18 protein-coding genes are annotated in these 17741 nt (G+C 57.2%); 10 read left to right on the forward strand and 8 right to left on the reverse strand.

Annotation, left to right across the window (positions count from 1 at the left end; all coding sequences use genetic code 11):
- Positions 1 to 37 precede the first annotated feature (37 nt).
- Positions 38 to 991, forward strand: coding sequence for a DUF3829 domain-containing protein (locus NIZ92_RS15890; protein WP_035273463.1), 954 nt, complete (start codon positions 38 to 40; stop codon positions 989 to 991).
- Between the two features lie 301 nt (positions 992 to 1292).
- Here the strand turns inward: NIZ92_RS15890 and NIZ92_RS15895 are convergent, their stop codons facing one another.
- Both NIZ92_RS15895 and NIZ92_RS15900 read right to left on the reverse strand, forming a co-directional pair.
- On the reverse strand, positions 1293 to 1676 hold the full coding sequence (locus tag NIZ92_RS15895; protein WP_035273462.1) for a DUF4168 domain-containing protein: 384 nt from the start codon (positions 1674 to 1676) through the stop codon (positions 1293 to 1295).
- A 116-nt stretch (positions 1677 to 1792) separates the two neighbouring features.
- On the reverse strand, positions 1793 to 2212 hold the full coding sequence (locus NIZ92_RS15900; protein ID WP_009460801.1) for a DUF411 domain-containing protein: 420 nt from the start codon (positions 2210 to 2212) through the stop codon (positions 1793 to 1795).
- Positions 2213 to 2329: 117 nt separating this feature from the next.
- Here NIZ92_RS15900 and NIZ92_RS15905 point away from each other — a divergent pair, with 117 nt between their 5' ends.
- Together NIZ92_RS15905 and NIZ92_RS15910 are read left to right on the forward strand one after the other, a co-directional pair.
- A complete protein-coding gene (locus NIZ92_RS15905; protein ID WP_060186701.1) occupies positions 2330 to 2806 on the forward strand; it encodes a YbaK/EbsC family protein in 477 nt (158 codons plus the stop codon).
- Positions 2807 to 3158: 352 nt separating this feature from the next.
- Positions 3159 to 4187 (forward strand): sigma-54-dependent Fis family transcriptional regulator, encoded by a 1029-nt coding sequence (locus tag NIZ92_RS15910; protein WP_254002246.1) that lies wholly within the window; start codon positions 3159 to 3161, stop codon positions 4185 to 4187.
- A gap of 40 nt (positions 4188 to 4227) precedes the next feature.
- Here NIZ92_RS15910 and NIZ92_RS15915 read toward each other — a convergent pair whose 3' ends face one another.
- A complete protein-coding gene (locus NIZ92_RS15915; protein ID WP_226348433.1) occupies positions 4228 to 4764 on the reverse strand; it encodes a DUF4142 domain-containing protein in 537 nt (178 codons plus the stop codon).
- 235 nt (positions 4765 to 4999) lie between these two features.
- On the opposite strand from NIZ92_RS15915, the gene rpoN reads away from it, so the two are divergent.
- Positions 5000 to 6370 carry an RNA polymerase factor sigma-54 gene (gene rpoN / locus NIZ92_RS15920; RefSeq protein ID WP_239054641.1) on the forward strand — a complete coding sequence of 457 codons (1371 nt, stop codon included), beginning with the start codon at positions 5000 to 5002 and terminating at the stop codon, positions 6368 to 6370.
- Positions 6371 to 6433: 63 nt separating this feature from the next.
- Positions 6434 to 7834, forward strand: a complete 1401-nt coding sequence (locus tag NIZ92_RS15925) for a trehalose-6-phosphate synthase (protein WP_251197066.1) — start codon at positions 6434 to 6436, stop codon at positions 7832 to 7834.
- Here the strand turns inward: NIZ92_RS15925 and NIZ92_RS15930 are convergent.
- Complete coding sequence (locus NIZ92_RS15930; protein ID WP_254002247.1) at positions 7779 to 8840, reverse strand: mechanosensitive ion channel family protein; 1062 nt, start codon at positions 8838 to 8840, stop codon at positions 7779 to 7781. The two genes, NIZ92_RS15925 and NIZ92_RS15930, sit on opposite strands and share 56 nt — an antisense overlap.
- A 137-nt stretch (positions 8841 to 8977) precedes the next feature.
- Between NIZ92_RS15930 and NIZ92_RS15935 the strand changes: the two genes are divergently transcribed.
- From NIZ92_RS15935 to NIZ92_RS15955, 5 genes are all read left to right on the forward strand, one after another.
- Positions 8978 to 9400: a KGG domain-containing protein gene (locus NIZ92_RS15935; RefSeq protein ID WP_254002248.1), complete on the forward strand. Its 423-nt coding sequence runs from the start codon at positions 8978 to 8980 to the stop codon at positions 9398 to 9400.
- A gap of 85 nt (positions 9401 to 9485) precedes the next feature.
- Positions 9486 to 10457 carry an SDR family oxidoreductase gene (locus NIZ92_RS15940; protein WP_022983321.1) on the forward strand — a complete coding sequence of 324 codons (972 nt, stop codon included), beginning with the start codon at positions 9486 to 9488 and terminating at the stop codon, positions 10455 to 10457.
- 1 nt (position 10458) lies between these two features.
- On the forward strand, positions 10459 to 11253 hold the full coding sequence (gene otsB / locus NIZ92_RS15945; RefSeq protein ID WP_060186696.1) for a trehalose-phosphatase: 795 nt from the start codon (positions 10459 to 10461) through the stop codon (positions 11251 to 11253).
- 45 nt (positions 11254 to 11298) lie between these two features.
- Entirely contained in the window at positions 11299 to 12423 is a 1125-nt protein-coding gene (locus tag NIZ92_RS15950; RefSeq protein ID WP_254002249.1) for a DUF3182 family protein, read from the forward strand.
- Positions 12420 to 13181, forward strand: coding sequence for a S9 family peptidase (locus NIZ92_RS15955; RefSeq protein ID WP_083054568.1), 762 nt, complete (start codon positions 12420 to 12422; stop codon positions 13179 to 13181). The genes NIZ92_RS15950 and NIZ92_RS15955 overlap by 4 nt, the downstream gene beginning before the upstream one ends.
- A 1-nt stretch (position 13182) precedes the next feature.
- Here NIZ92_RS15955 and NIZ92_RS15960 read toward each other — a convergent pair whose 3' ends face one another.
- The 4 genes from NIZ92_RS15960 to NIZ92_RS15975 are packed head-to-tail and all read right to left on the reverse strand — an operon-like array spanning position 13183 to position 17736.
- Positions 13183 to 13749: a cysteine dioxygenase gene (locus NIZ92_RS15960; RefSeq protein WP_060186695.1), complete on the reverse strand. Its 567-nt coding sequence runs from the start codon at positions 13747 to 13749 to the stop codon at positions 13183 to 13185.
- A 55-nt stretch (positions 13750 to 13804) separates the two neighbouring features.
- On the reverse strand, positions 13805 to 14557 hold the full coding sequence (locus NIZ92_RS15965) for an enoyl-CoA hydratase/isomerase family protein (protein ID WP_254002250.1): 753 nt from the start codon (positions 14555 to 14557) through the stop codon (positions 13805 to 13807).
- Between the two features lie 43 nt (positions 14558 to 14600).
- Entirely contained in the window at positions 14601 to 16703 is a 2103-nt protein-coding gene (locus tag NIZ92_RS15970) for an acetate--CoA ligase family protein (protein WP_254002251.1), read from the reverse strand.
- A 34-nt stretch (positions 16704 to 16737) separates the two neighbouring features.
- Positions 16738 to 17736 carry a tripartite tricarboxylate transporter substrate binding protein gene (locus NIZ92_RS15975; protein WP_254002252.1) on the reverse strand — a complete coding sequence of 333 codons (999 nt, stop codon included), beginning with the start codon at positions 17734 to 17736 and terminating at the stop codon, positions 16738 to 16740.
- Positions 17737 to 17741: the final 5 nt, after the last annotated feature.

Here is a 17741-nt window from a genome sequence, read left to right on the forward strand (position 1 = left end):
TATTGCCAACGCATCAAAAGCATCAATCACTTTCATCATGAATTTAAAAAAACTATCTGTTTTCGCCACGCTGGGCCTTTGCATCGCTATTGCGGGCTGCAACAGCGAAGAAGCGACAGAAGCACCATCTCAAGCGGTCTCGTCCGAGCAAGGCTTTATCCAGAAATACAATGCCTATGTTGAAGTCGCCAATAGCTTACATACGCCTTTCTACCGTGCGCTTTCCGATTATCAAACCGTCTACGAGCCTGCCGTGCGCTCTGGCAAGAAACTGGATAACTATTCCGTTGTTTCACTGGTAAGCATCAAGAACACCCAGGAAAAACTGAAATCCGCCTTGGCACTGGAAGCCAACATGCCGGAAATAGATGGACCAGCAAAGCAGTTTGACGACTCCTTGACCAAGCTGGCACCTCTCAATTCCGAGTTGAACAACTATGCCGAATCAAAAGAGTTTCTGACGGATGGCGGCAAGAAGGCAGCCGACAATAACGAGGCGTTCGTCAGCGCCCTGACAGAAGTCGTACAGGCAGAGGCTGCATTTCTCCAAGGTATTCAGAAACAGGATGAGATAAACATCCAGACCTCTTTCGATAAAGCTCCCAAGGACTCAATGGAGCATTACCGTTTGGGTGCCGTGCTGTTCAGCAAGCAGGCCATGAACAAGGTCGATGCTATTTTCGAGCAGCAGGGAGCAAAAGAGAGCATTCCCCCCTTCCAGGAAAGTCTTGACCAGGCAGCCGCGATGATCAGCAACTGGGATAAAAAATTCAAGGAAGAAACGCCACAAGGATGCCCAAGAATCATGTCGAAGATGAATGAATTCCTGGCTCAGGGCAGAAGCGTCATCCAGCATGCCTCTGAAGGCAATTACGTACCTCAGCAAGGCTCGATCAGCTGGCAGATCAATAACCCCATAAAAAATGACGCCAGCAGCTTGCAATTGAAATTCAATGCAATGATCGGGGCGCTTAACTATCCCCGCTGCTAATGGCGCCCAGAGACTGAGCTTGAAGCCGTAAATCTGGCGTCAGGCTCCAGTCTCAATGCAGGCAGTCATGCCGGCTCTGGCCGGCACGCTTTGTCTTGAAGCGACCTACACAATAAGCCCCCACGCTGCGCCTTTGGCTTAGTGCCTCCGAGGGGGCTTTTTACCGGGGGCGCCGAGCTTTGGGGCAGCACGGCGACAAAAAAAACCCTGGACGATTACGTCCAGGGTTTAAATTTACCCACTACGGTCACTACAAAATGACACCCGGCGCTCTGTCAAACCCGAGGATCACAAACAAGCCTTACTTCAGCATCCCTTCAACACGCTGGCGCAAGGCCGGGTCCTGCTGAATCGCCAGACTGATACCATTGTAGTCCGCCAGATCCATGCCATTGGCACTGACCACGCCTACCAGGCGCTGGTCGGCTTCCTGAACAATAGCCTGACGCTCTGCATCACTTTTGGCCGCATCCAGACGCGGCTGATATTCCGAAGCAGTTTGAGCGACCTTCTTGTAGGTGCGCGCATATTGCTCCAGCTGAGAATCCGTAGGTTTAACGACCTGGGTGGCAGCAGGGGCTGCCGAGTTGGCCGGAGCCGCATTGCCCTGGGCCATCGCAAAAGGGCTGTACATGCCAAATGCGACTGCGGTAGCAGCAAGAAAAGCTTTAACTGAGGGCTGCATGGATAGAACCTCCTAAACAGAGTCAATGAACGACCATCATGACAAGAGCGGCAGCAGCTTACAAGTTTCTCAATGTAGTTTCGTGTATCTGCATGCCACCCTTCCCGTTACAGACTTCAGTCGCGCGAGTAAGGACGTCCGTTAAAGTCCACGGTTACCAAATTGCCGTCCATCTGGCCCATGCCGGGTGAATTGGCGGGCATGCCTGGCGCGGCCACCCCACGCACACTGCCATCATTCATCATGCGTTTGACGACCTTGGCAGGCACATGGCCTTCAATCAATTGCCCCGTCTCTTCAATCATCGCGGTGTGGCAGGACGCCAGGTTTTCCGGCACTCTCAAAAGCCGCTTCACGTCTTGAATCTTCACGACCTTGACCTCTTTGACCTCAAAGCCTTCATCACGCATGTGCTGTGCCCAACCCCCACAACAACCACAGTTAGGATCCTGGTACATCGTAATAGCGGGACCCTCTGCCAACGCCATGGAACTGAAGGCCATCAGGCTGGCCGTCAACAATAAAGGTTTAATCACAATTACATTCCTGTTTTGCAGCGCCACGGCGCTCTGGTTGACACTCTCATGCGCTTGACTAAGACTAGGCACTCGCAAAAAAGTTTAACAAAACACACTAATCCGTCCTGATCCGCCATGAGTCTTGATTCCGTCAAACAGTTTTTTAACGAACACGCTGCCGATATCCAGGTAATTGAAACCACCGAAAGCACAGCCACCGTCGTGCTGGCTGCGCAAGTGCACCAAGTCGAGCCGGGGCAAATTGCCAAGACGCTTAGCTTGAAAGTGGGCGATAAAGTGGTGCTGCTGGTCGCTCGGGGCGATGCCCGCCTGGACAACAAGAAGCTGCGTACCGCCTTCGGTACGCGCGTAAAAATGCTGGACCTGGAAAGCACCGAAGCCTTGACGGGTCACCCGGTTGGCGGGGTCTGCCCCTTTGGTCTGGCTACCCCGCTGGAGATTTACTGCGATCTGTCCTTGCAGGACTACGACACGGTCTTGCCCGCAGCAGGCTCTATTAATTCTGCGGTACGCATCACCCCGCAGCGCCTGGCCGAGCTGACCAGCGCGCAATGGATTGATGTGACTCAGCCGCCTCCAGCTCAGTCCTGACCCCCACCTGCGATTGGGTCAGAGGTTGACCTGCTGCCTTGTGCCCCCAGGCACAGGCAAGCCTGCCCGTCGCTGACAGGTAAACAGATGTGTAAGTTGAATACGTACATGACCAGGCGACAAAAAACGCCATAAGAGCCCAGGGCATGGGGACGCGGCCATAAGGTATTTTCAGAAAATAAGCGGGTTCGTCCTTGCCATATCTGGTAACGAATGCCCTTTCTATCCTGATTAGGATAAGACATCGGATTTCAAATTAACTTTGTCTATCCCAGAGGAAAAAATGCCCCACCTATTATTGCTGGAGACAGATTCAGCTTTTATAAGCCTTTTTTTGGCACTGGCGCGGCAGATGAACTTTTCCGCCATCGCTGCAAATACGCCAGAAGATGTTCTGATCCGTTATCACCAGAAAACTCCTGATGCCCTGCTGTTTGGCCCCAGTGTCAGCGCCCTGCAGGCCCAGGAGTTGAGCCGTCGCATCGGACTGGATGCGGTGGAAAGCTATACCTTGCACGCCTACAGTGGCTCGACCCGGCAAGACCAGGCGCAATTGCGCACCTTGCTGGAGCAATTAAAAGCCAAGTATCAAAACGGTGCCTGTGCTTTTCACGCCGAGCAGCATCATGACTTTGGCGAGTTTGTAGGCTGTTCCGCCCCCATGAAAAAACTCTATGAAGAAATCAGCAAAGTGGCCAGCACCGACCTGCCTGTGCTGCTGATTGGCGAGAGTGGTACCGGCAAGGAACTGGCGGCCCGGGCTATTCACCGCTGCAGCGCTCGCAAGGAACAGGCGTATGTGCCCATCAACTGTTCAGCCATTTCAGAACAACTCATCGAAAGCGAGCTGTTCGGCCACGAAAAAGGCAGCTTTACCGGAGCCGAACGTAATCGGCAGGGCTACTTTGAACTGGCGGACCAAGGCACGCTGTTCCTGGACGAAATCACCGAAATGCCCATAGACGCCCAAACCAAGCTGCTGCGCGCATTGGAAAATGGCGAATACATGAAGGTAGGTGGCGACCAGTTGATCAAACATGATGCCCGCATCATCGCTGCGACCAATCGCCCGCCCATGCGCGCTATTGAGGACAAGAAACTGCGCGAAGATCTGTATTACCGCCTGGGGGTCTTTCCGATTCAAATTCCCCCCCTGCGTGAACGCGGCGACGATGCCGTCCTGATCGCCCAGCACTTGGTAGAACAGCTGAATCAGGAGCATCAGCAGAACCGCTCACTGAGCCTGGCCAGCATGAAGGAGATCGAGCGCTATCACTGGCCGGGCAATATACGCCAGCTACGCAATGCGGTACTGCGCAGCTATGTAATGAGCAACAGCGATCAGGTGGAAATCAATATGGAGGCCGACCCCATGGAATAAATGCTTGCCCAGTGTGGAACTGAGCAAGCTTGGCAAAAGCTTACTGGGCCACGGCAGGCTTCATGGAGTCTGCCAGCGCATGAGCATGCCGCAAGTGTTGCTGCAGCATGGGCAAAGCGTCCTGAGCAAAACCCATGACTTCCTTGTCTTTACCATCCTTGATGTAGTCCTCAAAGAGCTTGATGGTGTCCTCATGCGCTTTGACTGCCGCTTCGTTGGCATAGTCCGCATCGAACTGTTCACCCTCCGCGCCCTCAAGCATGGAGATCTTGCCGCGCTGCATCAGGCTGGGCTCGGTGGGCAGCTCCACCTTGCGGGCCTGTGCCAGCGTCTGCAGTTCCTTGGCCAGCTGCTCGTGGTCGTCGATCATCATTTGTGCAAATTCGACCACTCTATCGTTGTTGCTGCGCTCCAGAGCCAGCTTGGCTGCCTTCACTTCAAAATGTCCCGATTGTGCCGCATCTCTCAAGAACCCTTTATCCGGAGAAAACAGCTCAATGGCAGAAGCACTGCGAACACTCAAACCCAATACCAGACCCGCCGCCAGCGCCAAACACATCAGATGTCTTACTCGCATCGCACACCTCCAAAAACGTCAGTCATTGCCTGAAACCAGAACATCTTTGCTGACCTGAGGCCAATCAGCATGGCCAGCAAAGCCTTGACGGTGTCCTAGCAAGGACCGTACCCGCGCCTTGAACCTTGGGGCAGGAACGGAACTTGCTATGTAGATAGCACAGGGCCTGGATCATCCCGGCAACTGTGTCCAAAGAACTGTCGGTTCTCATCACCAACCACAAGGAGACGCCACCATGAAGCTGGAAATGGTTCCGCAGCTGCACATGCAGCAAACCCTCTCGCAGCGACTGCAACAGTCCGCACAAATCCTGCAGCTCTCGGCGCAGGAGCTGCAAACGCTGGTACAAGACAGCCTGCAAGACAATCCCCTACTGGAACCCGCTCCAGAACCCGCCGCCCCCGTACGAGAGGGCCTGTCCCATCCTGTGTCCAGCCAAAGCGCTCACCTGATCGATAAGCACGACATAAGCCCGGCTCCGCGCAGCCGTGACGAACAGATCCTGGAGCATGTACGTTTGAGTCACGCCAGTGAGCGCTGCAAGGCCTTATGTGCCCTGATCGTGAACGCACTGGATGACAACGGTTACTTGCGCGATCACTTTGAAGACCTGCTCCCCGACGGCTACGAACACATCCCCCTTGCCGAATGGCAAACCGCGCTGGCGCTGGTCCAGTCCCTGTCTGTTCCCGGCACAGGCGCCCACTGCCTGTCCGACGCGTTGCGCTTGCAGATCCAGGCGCGTCAGTCTCTAGACCCGGTTCTGAAACAGAGACTGCTCAAGTTAGTGGCTACCGAGCTGCCTGCGCTGGCGCAAGGCGAGTGGTCACAAGTGCAGAGCCGCCTGAATCTGTCCGATGCAGACTTTCATCAGGCGCTGCGCGAACTGCAAAGCCTGGACCCCAACCCCGGTCTGGCTTATCTGGAGCCGTTACGCCAAGCCATTACGCCAGACGTTCACGTCTACCGCGATGGCAAGCATTGGCGTGTGCTCGCGGACCCTCGCAGCCTGCCACGCGTTCAGGTGCATCAAGAATATGCCGCCACCCTGGAGCAACAGGCACGCACGCAACAGAACCGCCCTTTGCACAGCGCCCTGACTCAGGCTCGCTGGCTGGCCGAGAGTCTGGCGATGCGGCGCAGTACGGTGTGCCGTGTCGCTGAATTCATCGTCCGGCACCAGATCCTTTTTTTCGAGCTGGGTGAGCAAGGCCTGCAACCCCTGCGCATCAGCGATCTGGCCAAGGAGCTGGATCTGCATCAATCCACCATCTCCAGAGCGACTGCCAACAAGTACATGAGCACTCCCTTTGGCACCTTGAGCTTCAGGCATTTTTTCTCCGGCGAGCTGGAGACTGATTTCGGTGGCAGTTGCTCCACCGCCCTGGTCAAGGAGCAGATACGCCGGCTGATTGCCAGTGAACCAGAGCGTCAGCCTTTAAGCGATGTCGACTTGCATCAGGCGCTGCGTCAGAACAGTGTGGAGCTATCCAAACGAACCGTCACCAAGTACCGCCTGCAACTGGGTATTCCCAATGCCCGCGAACGTTTGCAACGGGCACGCCTGCGTGCTGTCAGCGGGCAGGATGTGCACCCCTTGAACTGAGCGGGTACGCAATTTGCTGATTCTCCAACGAAGATCCCTTAATAAAACAAAGCGAGAATCAGCATGAGCAAAATCATTGTGGTGTCCGTACGCGTGGCCAGTTCCGATCAACCTTGCACAGGCGGACTGGCCGTCGCAGTAGATCAATTGTTAAAGCACCCGCAGACCCAGGGCATCTGGCTGGGGTGGAACGGCCAATGTGATCCACAGCCGGGGGCGTTGCGTACCGAAGATCGGGGCAGCTACCAAGCCGTCACCTTCTCCTTCACCCAGGAGCAATACGAACAGTTTTACTGCGGTTACGCGAACACCTGCCTTTGGCCCGCCTTTCACTACCGCCTGGACCTGATGGACTTCCAGACCCACCACTTCCAGCAATACCTGGAGATCAACCGGCAAATTGCCGCTTATTTGCGCCAGATTGCCGAAGAGGACGACTTGATCTGGGTCCATGACTACCACCTGATGCCATTAGCCCATTTTTGCCGAGAGCAAGGAATGCAGCAGGCTATTGGGCTGTTCTTTCACACCCCCTTTCCGTGCCCGGAGATTCTGCGCTCCATTCCCCGCTATGAACAATGGCTGCCCATGCTGCACCATTACGACCAGATTGGCGTCCAGAGCCGTGGCGACCATCATGCGCTGACAGCCGCACTCCAGACCTTAGTGCCACCGCGTACGAGCGAGTCAGGCGCCCGTACCGTCAGCACAGACGTCTATCCCATCAGTATCGACGTGGATCTGGTTCAGGCTCTGGCCAAGGCCCCCTCATGGACCGACAGCGCCACACCAATCGAGCCAGTCAACGGGCCTGACACCATTATCAGTGTGGACAGGCTGGATTACACCAAGGGTCTGGCCTATCGGCTGCGCACCCTGGATACGCTGCTGCGCAGCTACCCGACGCTGCACGGGCAAACAACGTATGTCCAAATCGCCCCCTCTACCCGCGGCGATATTCACGATTATCAAGTCATGCGTGAAGAGCTGGAAAGTCTGGCCGGGCAGATTAACGGTCAATTTGCCACGCCAGGCTGGAGTCCGGTGGTGTACATGAACCGCGCCTTTCCGGCCGGCCAGCTGATGCGCATGTTGCGCCGCGCCCGCGTCGGTTTTATCGCACCCTTGCGTGACGGAATGAATCTGGTGGCCAAAGAATATATCGCTGCCCAGGACCCCGCCGACCCCGGTGTCCTGGTTCTGTCCACCTTTACGGGCGCGGCACAATCCCTGCAAGGCGGCTACCTGCCCGTCAACCCATTTGATGCGGACGCCACCGCACGCAGCCTGTATCAAGCCTTGAACATGCCGCTAGAGGAACGACGCCGACGCCACCAGCATTTAATGATGCAACTGCGACAGCAGGACCTGAGGCAGTGGTGCGAACAGTTCCTGCATGATCTTGGCATCAGCTCGGGTTTGAATCAGGCCCATGACCCTCTGGCTGAGCTTCCAGCATCCTGACGCGTACAAATGCATCCGGTTGGTGCTGACCCAGATAGGCCACCAAGCGCTCGCGCAACAAACAGCGCAAGTCGAACAAACGGCCCGAGTCGGCAGCACTGACCAGAAAGCGCAACTGCATCCCCCACTCATTGGTATCGGTCACCTGCAACACCTGAACGCGCCCATCCCACAATTCAGAGGACTCGCACAAGTCCTTGAATGCCGCGTTCAAGCCCTGCATTTCAACCTTGTAGTCCGCCCATAGAAATACCGTGCCCAGCAAAGAGGCGCTGCGACGGGTCCAGTTCTGGAAGACAGTTTCTACAAACCATTGCAAGGGAACGATCAGACGGCGCTCGTCCCACACACGAACCACCACATAAGTGGCCGTGATTTCCTCTATCCGGCCCCACTCCCCTTCCACAATCACCACATCGTCAATGCGTATGGGCTGGGTGAATGCGATCTGCAAACCGGCAATAAAGTTACCCAGCACCGGCCGGGCAGCAATACCGGCTACCAGCCCCGCTACCCCGGCCGATGCCAGCAGGCTGGTGCCCAGTTGCCGTGCGCCGGGTAGAACCATCAAAGCAAAGGACAAGCCCAGCAAGACCAGCAAGAAATGCACACTGCGTGCCAGCACACGCGCCTGGGTGTAGATCTGACGCGAACGCAGATTGTCGGACACATTCAAGGGATGACGCACCACCACAAGCTGGAACAGAGATTCGACTGCACTCATCAGCATCCAGGTCGTGCAGATAATCAGCACCAGCATGTCCCCAACGATCAGATAGGACTGCCACTTGGCCGAAATGGGGGCCAGCGGAATACATATGCGCAAAAATACGGCCAGAAAAAACAGCCGCGACGGCCAGCGTATCCGTTCGCTGAAAAACCGCAGAAAGTGCTCTGGCGAGGCCAGTCTTTCAATAATCTTGCCACCCAGAAAATGCACCAGCAGCAGTATCGCCCAGCCGCCCAGCAATAACAGCAGCCACATCCACCACGTCATTGACATCATGATTGCTCTCCTGAAAACCATGTCTCCAGATACAGCAACTTGTGTGCCGCGCCCCGCCCCCAGGCAGTCAGGCACGCTTTGTGCTGGGTCAGTCATAACCAATCACGTGATTGGTGTTCTTTCTCAAGGAGAGTTATATGACCCAGCACACAAACAAACAGGATCATAAAGATCAACGTGGCTTTGCCTCCATGGACGAAAAAAAGCAGCGCGAGATTGCTGCTGAAGGTGGGCGTGCCTCGCACGAAAAAGGCACCGCGCACGAGTTCACCCCGGAAGAGGCCCGTGAGGCTGGCGCTAAAGGCGGCCGTGTAGCCCATGAACGCGGTACGGCGCACGAGTTCAACTCTGAAGAAGCTCGCGAAGCGGGCGCCAAGGGCGGTCGCGCCGCTCATGAAAAGGGCACAGCTCACGAGTTCACTTCCGAAGAAGCCCGTGAAGCCGGTGCCAAGGGTGGCCGGGCAGCCCATGAAAAGGGCACGGCCCATGAGTTCGACTCCGAGGAGGCCCGCAAGGCCGGCGCCAAAGGTGGCAAGGCCACCCAGGACCAGCGACGCTAAGCCTTAACCAAGCCCCAGTTGGACGCGGCGCACCCACCAGGGCCGCCGCGCCCTGTCCCATTCCTTGTCTATTTCAGGAGCCGTCATGACAACGCGTCAAACAGTGAAAGAGCAACGTCACCTGCAAGAACAGCAGGACCAGAAGGACAAGAACGGGGTCGGCCAGAACGAGCCCGTCACGCACGATAAGAGCCACCCAGGCAGCGATTACCCCACTCCCCCCCTGCCGCAACAACACCTGGAAAAGCCTGGGTGTGAAAGTGATCTGGACCCGGCCCCCCGCTACGAAGCCTCCAGCTACAAGGGCAGCGGCAAGCTGGAAGGAAAAGTAGCCGTGATTACCGGTGGGGACTCGGGCATAGGCCGGGCCGTTGCCGTGCTCTATGCCCGAGAAGGTGCCGATGTGGCGATTGTGTATTTGCACGAGGATGAAGATGCCGGACGCACTCGTCTGGCCGTCGAGGCCGAAGGCCGCCAATGCCTGACACTGCGCGGCGATGTGAAAGACCCTGAATTTTGCCGACAAGCGATTGAGCAGGTACTGGACCGCTTCGGTCACCTGAATATTCTGGTCAACAATGCCGGCTTTCAGGAACATGCCCAATCCTTGCTGGACCTGACCCCGGAGCGACTCAATGAAACCTTCCACACCAATATCTATGGCTATATCTACATGGCCCAGGCCTGCCTGCCGCACCTTCACGCGGGCGATGCCATCGTCAATACCAGCTCGGTCACAGCCTTGCGCGGGGCCGCTCATCTGCTGGACTACTCCAGCACCAAGGGCGCCATTATTGCCTTCACGTACTCCCTGGCGGCCAACCTGGCGCCCAAAGGTATACGTGTAAACGCGGTCGCTCCCGGACCCGTCTGGACCCCCTTGAACCCCGCCGACTCCCCGGCCGAAAAAATCCCCGAGTTTGGTGCCGATACGGTCTTTGGCCGCCCCGCCCAGCCGGAAGAACTGGCGCCTGCCTATGTCTACCTGGCCAGCCCGATCACCGCCAGCTACATCACCGGCACCGTGCTCCCCATCACGGGTTACCCAGGAAGCTGATATGAATAACGCTCTGCATTTGGATCAGACCGCCTTGTTTCTAGATCTGGACGGTACCCTGGTCCCCTTGGCTGCGCGGCCTGACCAGGTATTTCTTCCCCCGTCCACCGCCGGCCTGCTGCTGAATCTGCACGCTGCCTGCGACGGCGCGGTGGCACTGGTTTCAGGCCGCGACTATGACAGCCTGCATATCGCCTGCACCAAGCTTCCGCTTGCCATGATCAGCAGCCACGGCGCAGCCATGTATGACGCCGAGGGTCAGGAATGCTGGAACATCCCGATCAACCCGGCTGAGCACCACAGCCTGTCCCGCTCTGTCGCCGCCCTGATCCACCCCTACTCACTGGTTTGGATGGAGCGCAAATCGCACGGTGTGGCTGTGCACTTTCGGCAACGCCCTGAAGTTGGCGAGGCCTTGGCCACAGAACTGCACGTGCTGTGCTCGGAATATCCCGGCTTTGATCTGATCCGTGGACATTGTGTCATCGAACTGCGCATGAGCGGCTTTGACAAAGGCCAAGCCCTGGCCCGGGCCCAACGCCTGCCCGCGTTCGCCGACCGCAAGCCCGTCATGATTGGCGACGACTTGACCGATGAGGCCGCCTTTGAGTTTGTGAACCAGAAAGGCGGGCTGAGCATACGCATCGGTCCTCAGGAGCCAGCCAGCGCGGCCCAGCTTTCCTTGCCACACCCCTCTGACCTGCTGACACTTTTGCAAACCAGTCTGCTGGAGACGCGCTTTTTCTCCGAGCTGGCACAGCGAACGCCCTCAGGCGCCAAAACGGTTGCGCCATGACTCGCTGACACTGGCCGCACTCTCTTTACTTAAAAGGATGGCCCCATGAGCAAGATACTTACCTCTACGCCCAAGACCTCCTTGCAAATCAGCCTGCCCAGCAAGGGCTGCAACAAGGGCGCGCTCCAAAGTCTGGAATTCATGGCCAGGGAACTGGCGCAATTCCTGGATCTGCCTCGAGTCCATATTGACTATGAGGACCAGCTAAAGCCCAGCTCCGGGAACACTTACTACCTCCCCCTGCAGACCTTGAGCCTGGAGCAGGCGCGACAACTGGGTATCGAACAGGCCTCCCAACTGTATGGGGGTGTAGTGCCATATGACTTTCTGGCCCATAAAATCGTCGCCCATCCCCTTCCCCAGGACGATATGAACCGCCCGGAAGGCTGGAACAATGAGCTGGGCCTGGCGTTACGGCACACGGTCTTGCCAGGCTACAGCGTCTTTTCAAGAAACGACGCGCTACGCACAATGAGCCTTCTGGATGAAGCAGGCCAGACCGGCATACGGGCCAAACTGGCCAGTGCTAATGCAGGCAAAGGCCAGAAGGTGATCTACAGCCGTCAAGAGCTGGAAGAGCTCTTGAACCTGCCGCCGTGGCAGAGTCAACTGGAACAGGGTCTGGTACTGGAGGAGAACCTGCTCGATGGCGAGACCTTCAGCATCGGCCAGACCCAGGTGGGCGAGCATCTTTTTTCCTATATCGGCCAGCAACACCAGACCACCAACCTGCAGCACGAGTCCGTATATGGCGGCTCCAGCTTGCTACTGGTTCGCGGCGGGTTTCAGCAGTTGCTGCAGCTCTCGGGCATGAAGCGCATTGAGCATCTGCTTGAGCTGACCATAAGCTACGAAAAAAACATCAGGCAGGCCTTTCCTGAACTGTATGCCTCACGTCGCAACTATGACCTCATCGTCGGTAAAAATGCGCGTGGCCACTACAAGGCAGCCGTACTGGAACATTCCTGGCGTTTCGGCGGAGCGTCCATTGCAGAGATTCTGGCCATCCGCACCCTGCAACGCCACCCTGAGCTCCAACATACCCACGCATGGACACGCGAGCGCTATCTGGACGATGCCAGCCTGGTGAAAAACTCCCCTCATCTTTACAGCCTCGACCAAGAAGACGAGGCGTATCTTGCCCGCTTCGGCGGCCCACTGCCATCATGAGTACGGAAATTTTCAACACCACCATCAAAGTGCCCCATCAGCACCTGGATGCACGCCTGCTAGTCCCCCAATCCCCTGTCCCTGGCATTTTGTTCGTGCACGGTTGGGGCGGCAGCCAGCACTTTGACCTGAAACGCGCCCACACCATTGCCGGTATGGGCTGTATTTGTCTGACCTTTGATCTTGCCGGGCACAATGCCAATCAGCACGAGCGCGAGAACGTCACCCGAGAACAGAACTTTCAGGACATCTGCGCGGCCTTTGACACCTTGAGCAGCCACCCTATGGTGGACTCCAGCTCCATCGCCATTGTGGGGCATAGTTATGGCGCCTATCTGGCCTGCCTGTTAAGTGAATTTCGATCGGTACGCTGGCTCAGCTTGCTGGCTCCTGCCTTGTACCCGGACGACGACTGGCTGTCTCCAAAGGATCAGCTCAATCGAGAGTTGCTGCAGGACTACCGTCTGCATACTCATTCTCCGCAAGAGAACCGCGCCTTGCAGGCCTGCTCCAAATTCACGGGAGATGTTCTGCTGTTTGAAGCGGAATACGATGAGCTGATTCCCCGCCAGACCTTGCTAACGTATCGCCAAGCCTTCAGCCAGGCTCATTCCCTGACACATCGAGTGCTGGAAGGCAGCAACCACGCGCTGGACGAGAAAGTCGCCCAGCGTGATTACTCCGTGCTGCTTTATCGCTGGATTCAGGAAATGATTATTGGCGCCCGTATTGGGCACCTGCCCAACAACACCACTTGACTCACGCGACAGCCGGACGGTTGGCATAGCCGGAGACAAACTCCTTGGCCTGCCCAGTCTGCGGGTCAAAGACGTGACGGCGTACCTTGCCGATATCCGCACCATAAACGTGAATGCTGATGGACACCTGGTCGTCATACATATTGGAGACCTCGTGTATATCACCCACCGTGGGTGACACCACTTCCACCACGCCTGGTTCCAGAGTCTGTGTGTCTTGTTCTGTCATATGGCCGGTATCGGGATCACGGTCAAAAGGCCGGGAGCGTTCCGCGCCACGCAACATACCAATCAAGCCCCACACGGTGTGGTCGTGGATAGGGGTTTTCTGGCCGGGCCCCCACACAAAGCTGACCACGGAAAAGCGTTCCTGCGGACAGCAATACAGCAAGTACTGCTGATAAAACTGGGGATGGGGCTGGGTGTACTCCGGGGCCAGCCAATCGTCCTGGGCCACCAGTTCGCCCAGCAGGACACGGCCATCACGCAGGATATCCGCCTCGGCGACAGCCGGGCGGCCGGTCAATTCATTCATCCCTTGAATAAAACGCTCAAAACGGGGGTGCATAAGGGGATGTCTCCATAGTTGACTGGGCCTTGCGGCCCAATTCGTGAATCAGTTCTTATTTGTTCAGATACACCGGGGCACGTTTTTCTTTGAACGCGTTCATCCCTTCCTTGGCATCATAACTATCCTCGATCGCTTTCAGTTGCCGCATGGTGCGCGCCATCTGCTCGGATGGGCCGCGCGTCAGCACTTCATTATTGATAAAGCGCTTCAAGGTTTGCAAAACACGCGGCGACATCTTGGCCAAGTCCTGCGCCATACGCACAGCAGCCTGGACTTGCTCTCCTATCGGCACCACTTCATTGGCAAAACCCAGATCGTAAGCACGGCGGGCTTCCAGCGTGCGGCACAACAAGATCACTTCCATGGCGGCATGATGCGGAATGCGCGAGGCCAGGCCCGAGATGATGCCGCCAGTAAAGCCCAGCTTGGCTTCGGGGTAGGAGAACTTGGCGCTCTCGGACGCTACCAGCAAATCCGTCATCATGGCCATCACCAGGGCTCCACCCACACACCAACCACTAACGGCCGCAATAATGGGCTTGTCGGTTTCAAAGCCTACCGTGGGAATGGCGCGCCACAACTCGGGCCACTCATTAATATCCGCCCCGGCAGAAAAAGCATCATTGCCTGCCCCGGTCAGCACGGCTACGCGGCGTGTGGGGTCTTCGTCAAAGGCCAGAAACGCCTGCTGCAGTTCCTTGACCACGGTAGCGCTCAAGGCATTGCGGCGATCAGGACGGTTGATCGTGAAGATGGAAACACCGTCATCATGGTTTTCTACAAGAATGCACTGATAATCCGACATGGTTTACTCCTCCTGGGTATTTTTCAAAGAATAGGTTTTGGTTTTATTCGCCTATGGACAGGCGGGCATCGACGGCGTGACAGCGGGTAGCCGCCACGATCAAGGGGTTGATATCCAATTCAAAGTTGGTGTCGCGTAAGTCGTGGGCCAGGAAGCTGACACGCACAATCGCATCGAGCACACCGTCACGATCCAGCATGCGTCCCCGGTACCCCTTCAGCAGCTTGTCGATCATCAAGGTAGATAAAAGTCGATCTGCATCAGCCAGGGTTAAAGGGGCCGCGGCAATCACCCGGTCCGACAGCATTTCCACCAGAATGCCACCGGCACCAAACACCACGACCGGGCCAAACTGCGCATCCTGACGGGCGCCGATCAGCAGCTCCACATCCCCCTTGGCCATGGCCTGCACCAGCACGCCTTCCAGACGGGCATCTGCTTTATAGGCTTTGGCATTGGCGTAGAGCCGGGCAAAATCGCGTCGCAAGCTGGCGTCGTCGGCCACATCCAGCGCCACCCCACCCGCTTCGGTTTTATGGACGATGTCGGGGGAGACAATCTTCATCACCACCGGATAGCCAATCTGCTCGGCCTGCACCACGGCCTGTTCCACGTCCTCGCACACCTGGCCCAGATTCACGGGCAGGCCGTAATGCGCCAGCAGACGTTTGGACTGATCTTCATTCAAAACACCGCGCGGCATGACCGTAGGCGCTTGGCAGGCACTGGGACGCAAGGCTTGCTGGCGCGGCACAAACTGACCGTGACGTTTCCAGGCGGACAAGGCCAGCGCCGCTTCCAGACTGGAACTGGCATACGCATGGCCGTGCTGGGCCAGTTTCTGCCGCAAAGGCTCGGATGTTGCGCCCGCATCAAACGCCACCATCACGGGCTTGGCCCAGTGCGGTTCGGGGTGGATGATTTTTTCAATCAGGGCCGCCATCCACTCCTGCGGACACATGGAAGCCGTGATCAATACCGCGTCACTTTGCTGATCCTGCATCAAGGCATCCAAAGTAGCGCGGGCCACTTCGGTGGAGTCCTGCGTCAGACGCGCTCCCAGATCAACCGGGTTATCCGCCTGCCCTGCCGGGTAGTGGGCAGCCAGAGCCTGCTTGGTAGTAGCGGAAAAACTGGACAGTTCCACGCCATGCTCTGCCAAAGCATCTGCAGCCAAGGCCCCACCGCCACCCGAAGGCGTCACAATCGCGACTTTGGAGATCTTGTTGCTGGTAAAGCGCACCATGCTGTTTGCCAGCAAGAGCATGGCCCCCATATCGTCCATCAGGCTGATGCCTTCATCGCGACAGACGCTGGCAAACACATCATGGTCACCCGCTACGCTGGCAGTATGCGAAAAGGCGGCCGCCTTGCCCGCACTGGAGCGCCCTGCCTTGACGGCCAGCCAGGGCTTGCCCGCGGCCTGCGCCCGACGAGCTGTGCGACGCAAAGCCTGGGTATCTTTAATGCCCTCTATATAAGTACAGATCACTTGCGTCTTGGGATCATCAATCAGGAAATCCACAAAGTCGCACAGATCCAGGTCAGCCTGATTACCCACCGAAAAACCGTAGGTAAAGCCACCGCCCATCGCCCAGGCCCGATCAAAATAGGTAGTCATCAAGGCACCGCTTTGGCTGACAAAACCAATAGGCCGTTCCGGCAGGCTGTCTCTGTCCAGCACCGGCGAAGAGCACAGCACCAGACTGCGGCTGGGGCTGATCATGCCCAGGCAATTGGGGCCGATCAGTCGCATGCCCGAGTCACGACAGATACGCAGCAAGGCCTGCTCGCGCTCCAGCCCGCGCTCGCCTGCATCAGCAAAGCCTGCGGAGATCACCAGCAAACCGCGTACCCCCATTTGGGCCGCAATCTGCGCCTGTTCCATAACGGTATCGGCCCCCACCGTAAACACGGCCAGATCCGGAGCGCTATCCAGTGCAGCCAGACCGGGCACAGCGGGCAAACCAAACAAACTGCTGCGGCTGGGATTGATAGGCAGGACCTTGCCGCCATAACCGTGCTTGAGCAGCATACGGAACAGTCGGCCGCCAAACTTGGACTGATCTTCCGAGGCGCCGACCAAAGCTATGGATGCCGGGTCCAGCAAAGCGTCCAGCGTGCTGGCGCAAGTGACGGTTTCCATCACGTTTGTCTCCTGTTGGTGGTTCTGTGAGCGTTTAGTCATCGCTCATCTTGATGGTCTTGAGCAGCTCGCTGTAATAAGCCCGACTCTGCTCCAGATCCTTGGCATACGCATCGCCGTCTTTCCAGCTGGCACTGACACTGATGCGGTGGAAACGCTCTTGAGTCTGCGGCTCGGCCAGAATTTCTTCGGTAGCCTTGGCCAGCTTCTTCATGACCTCGTCAGGCGTGCCTGCCGGTACCGCCAGCCCCCAGAACCCTTCAAAAGGCAGGGCCAGATCAAAACCGGCTTCTTTCGGTGTGGGCACATCCGGCAGTTCGGGATGGCGCACGCTGGCATAGGTCACCAGGGCTTTGGCCTTGCCGCTTTTCACCAGTTCCAGCCCGACACCATCTATAAAGAAATCGATGTGATTGCCCATCAAAGCCGTCATGGTGTCTGCCGAGCCTTTGAACGGCACATGCAGCAAGTCCAGTTTCTCGGCGTTTTCCAGAATCTCTCCAGCCAGGTGGCCGCCAGACGCAATACCTGCCGAACCATAGGTCAAGGTGCCGGGCTCCTTACGGGCCAGCTCGACAAACTCTTTCAGATTGGAGACGGGCAAATCATTGCGCACCGTCATGATGGGCAGGTAACCGGCCAGACTGCCTACAAAATCAAAGCCCTTGATCGGGTCATAAGGCACGTCGCGTATATAGGGCAGCACGGTAAAGGCGGTGCTGGTGGCCAGCAACAAGGTGTAGCCATCGGGTTTGGCGCGACCCACGATAGACGTGCCCAGCGAGGTGGTGCCGCCGGGCCGGTTTTCAATCACGATGGGAACGCCAAGCTTGACGCGCAGACGGTCGGCAAACAGACGCGCTAGATTGTCGCTGTTACCGCCTGGGGGATAGGGAACCACAAAGGTCACTTCACGGCTGGGATAGGTATCGGCCGCGATGGCCGCCGGGGCAGAAAAGCTGCTGACTGCCGCCAGTCCCGAGACCAGCACTGTGCGTAGAAACCCTGTGCGCGAAAAAAAAGAACTGAACATGATCC

Origin of the sequence: Alcaligenes sp. 1735tsa3 (genome assembly GCF_024134565.1) — a bacterium.
GTDB lineage: Bacteria > Pseudomonadota > Gammaproteobacteria > Burkholderiales > Burkholderiaceae_B > Alcaligenes > Alcaligenes phenolicus.

What these genes read in the sequence shown, in the direction of transcription:
- NIZ92_RS15940 (WP_022983321.1), top strand. Translation starts at nt 9,486, where the DNA reads ATGACAACGCGTCAAACAGTGAAAGAGCAACGTCACCTGCAAGAACAG.
- NIZ92_RS15915 (WP_226348433.1), bottom strand. Translation starts at nt 4,764, where the DNA reads ATGCGAGTAAGACATCTGATGTGTTTGGCGCTGGCGGCGGGTCTGGTA.
- NIZ92_RS15960 (WP_060186695.1), bottom strand. Translation starts at nt 13,749, where the DNA reads ATGCACCCCCGTTTTGAGCGTTTTATTCAAGGGATGAATGAATTGACC.
- NIZ92_RS15890 (WP_035273463.1), top strand. Translation starts at nt 38, where the DNA reads ATGAATTTAAAAAAACTATCTGTTTTCGCCACGCTGGGCCTTTGCATC.
- NIZ92_RS15930 (WP_254002247.1), bottom strand. Translation starts at nt 8,840, where the DNA reads ATGATGTCAATGACGTGGTGGATGTGGCTGCTGTTATTGCTGGGCGGC.
- NIZ92_RS15895 (WP_035273462.1), bottom strand. Translation starts at nt 1,676, where the DNA reads ATGCAGCCCTCAGTTAAAGCTTTTCTTGCTGCTACCGCAGTCGCATTT.
- NIZ92_RS15970 (WP_254002251.1), bottom strand. Translation starts at nt 16,703, where the DNA reads ATGGAAACCGTCACTTGCGCCAGCACGCTGGACGCTTTGCTGGACCCG.
- NIZ92_RS15975 (WP_254002252.1), bottom strand. Translation starts at nt 17,736, where the DNA reads ATGTTCAGTTCTTTTTTTTCGCGCACAGGGTTTCTACGCACAGTGCTG.
- NIZ92_RS15955 (WP_083054568.1), top strand. Translation starts at nt 12,420, where the DNA reads ATGAGTACGGAAATTTTCAACACCACCATCAAAGTGCCCCATCAGCAC.
- NIZ92_RS15925 (WP_251197066.1), top strand. Translation starts at nt 6,434, where the DNA reads ATGAGCAAAATCATTGTGGTGTCCGTACGCGTGGCCAGTTCCGATCAA.
- NIZ92_RS15935 (WP_254002248.1), top strand. Translation starts at nt 8,978, where the DNA reads ATGACCCAGCACACAAACAAACAGGATCATAAAGATCAACGTGGCTTT.
- NIZ92_RS15965 (WP_254002250.1), bottom strand. Translation starts at nt 14,557, where the DNA reads ATGTCGGATTATCAGTGCATTCTTGTAGAAAACCATGATGACGGTGTT.
- rpoN (WP_239054641.1), top strand. Translation starts at nt 5,000, where the DNA reads ATGAAGCTGGAAATGGTTCCGCAGCTGCACATGCAGCAAACCCTCTCG.
- otsB (WP_060186696.1), top strand. Translation starts at nt 10,459, where the DNA reads ATGAATAACGCTCTGCATTTGGATCAGACCGCCTTGTTTCTAGATCTG.
- NIZ92_RS15950 (WP_254002249.1), top strand. Translation starts at nt 11,299, where the DNA reads ATGAGCAAGATACTTACCTCTACGCCCAAGACCTCCTTGCAAATCAGC.
- NIZ92_RS15910 (WP_254002246.1), top strand. Translation starts at nt 3,159, where the DNA reads ATGAACTTTTCCGCCATCGCTGCAAATACGCCAGAAGATGTTCTGATC.
- NIZ92_RS15905 (WP_060186701.1), top strand. Translation starts at nt 2,330, where the DNA reads ATGAGTCTTGATTCCGTCAAACAGTTTTTTAACGAACACGCTGCCGAT.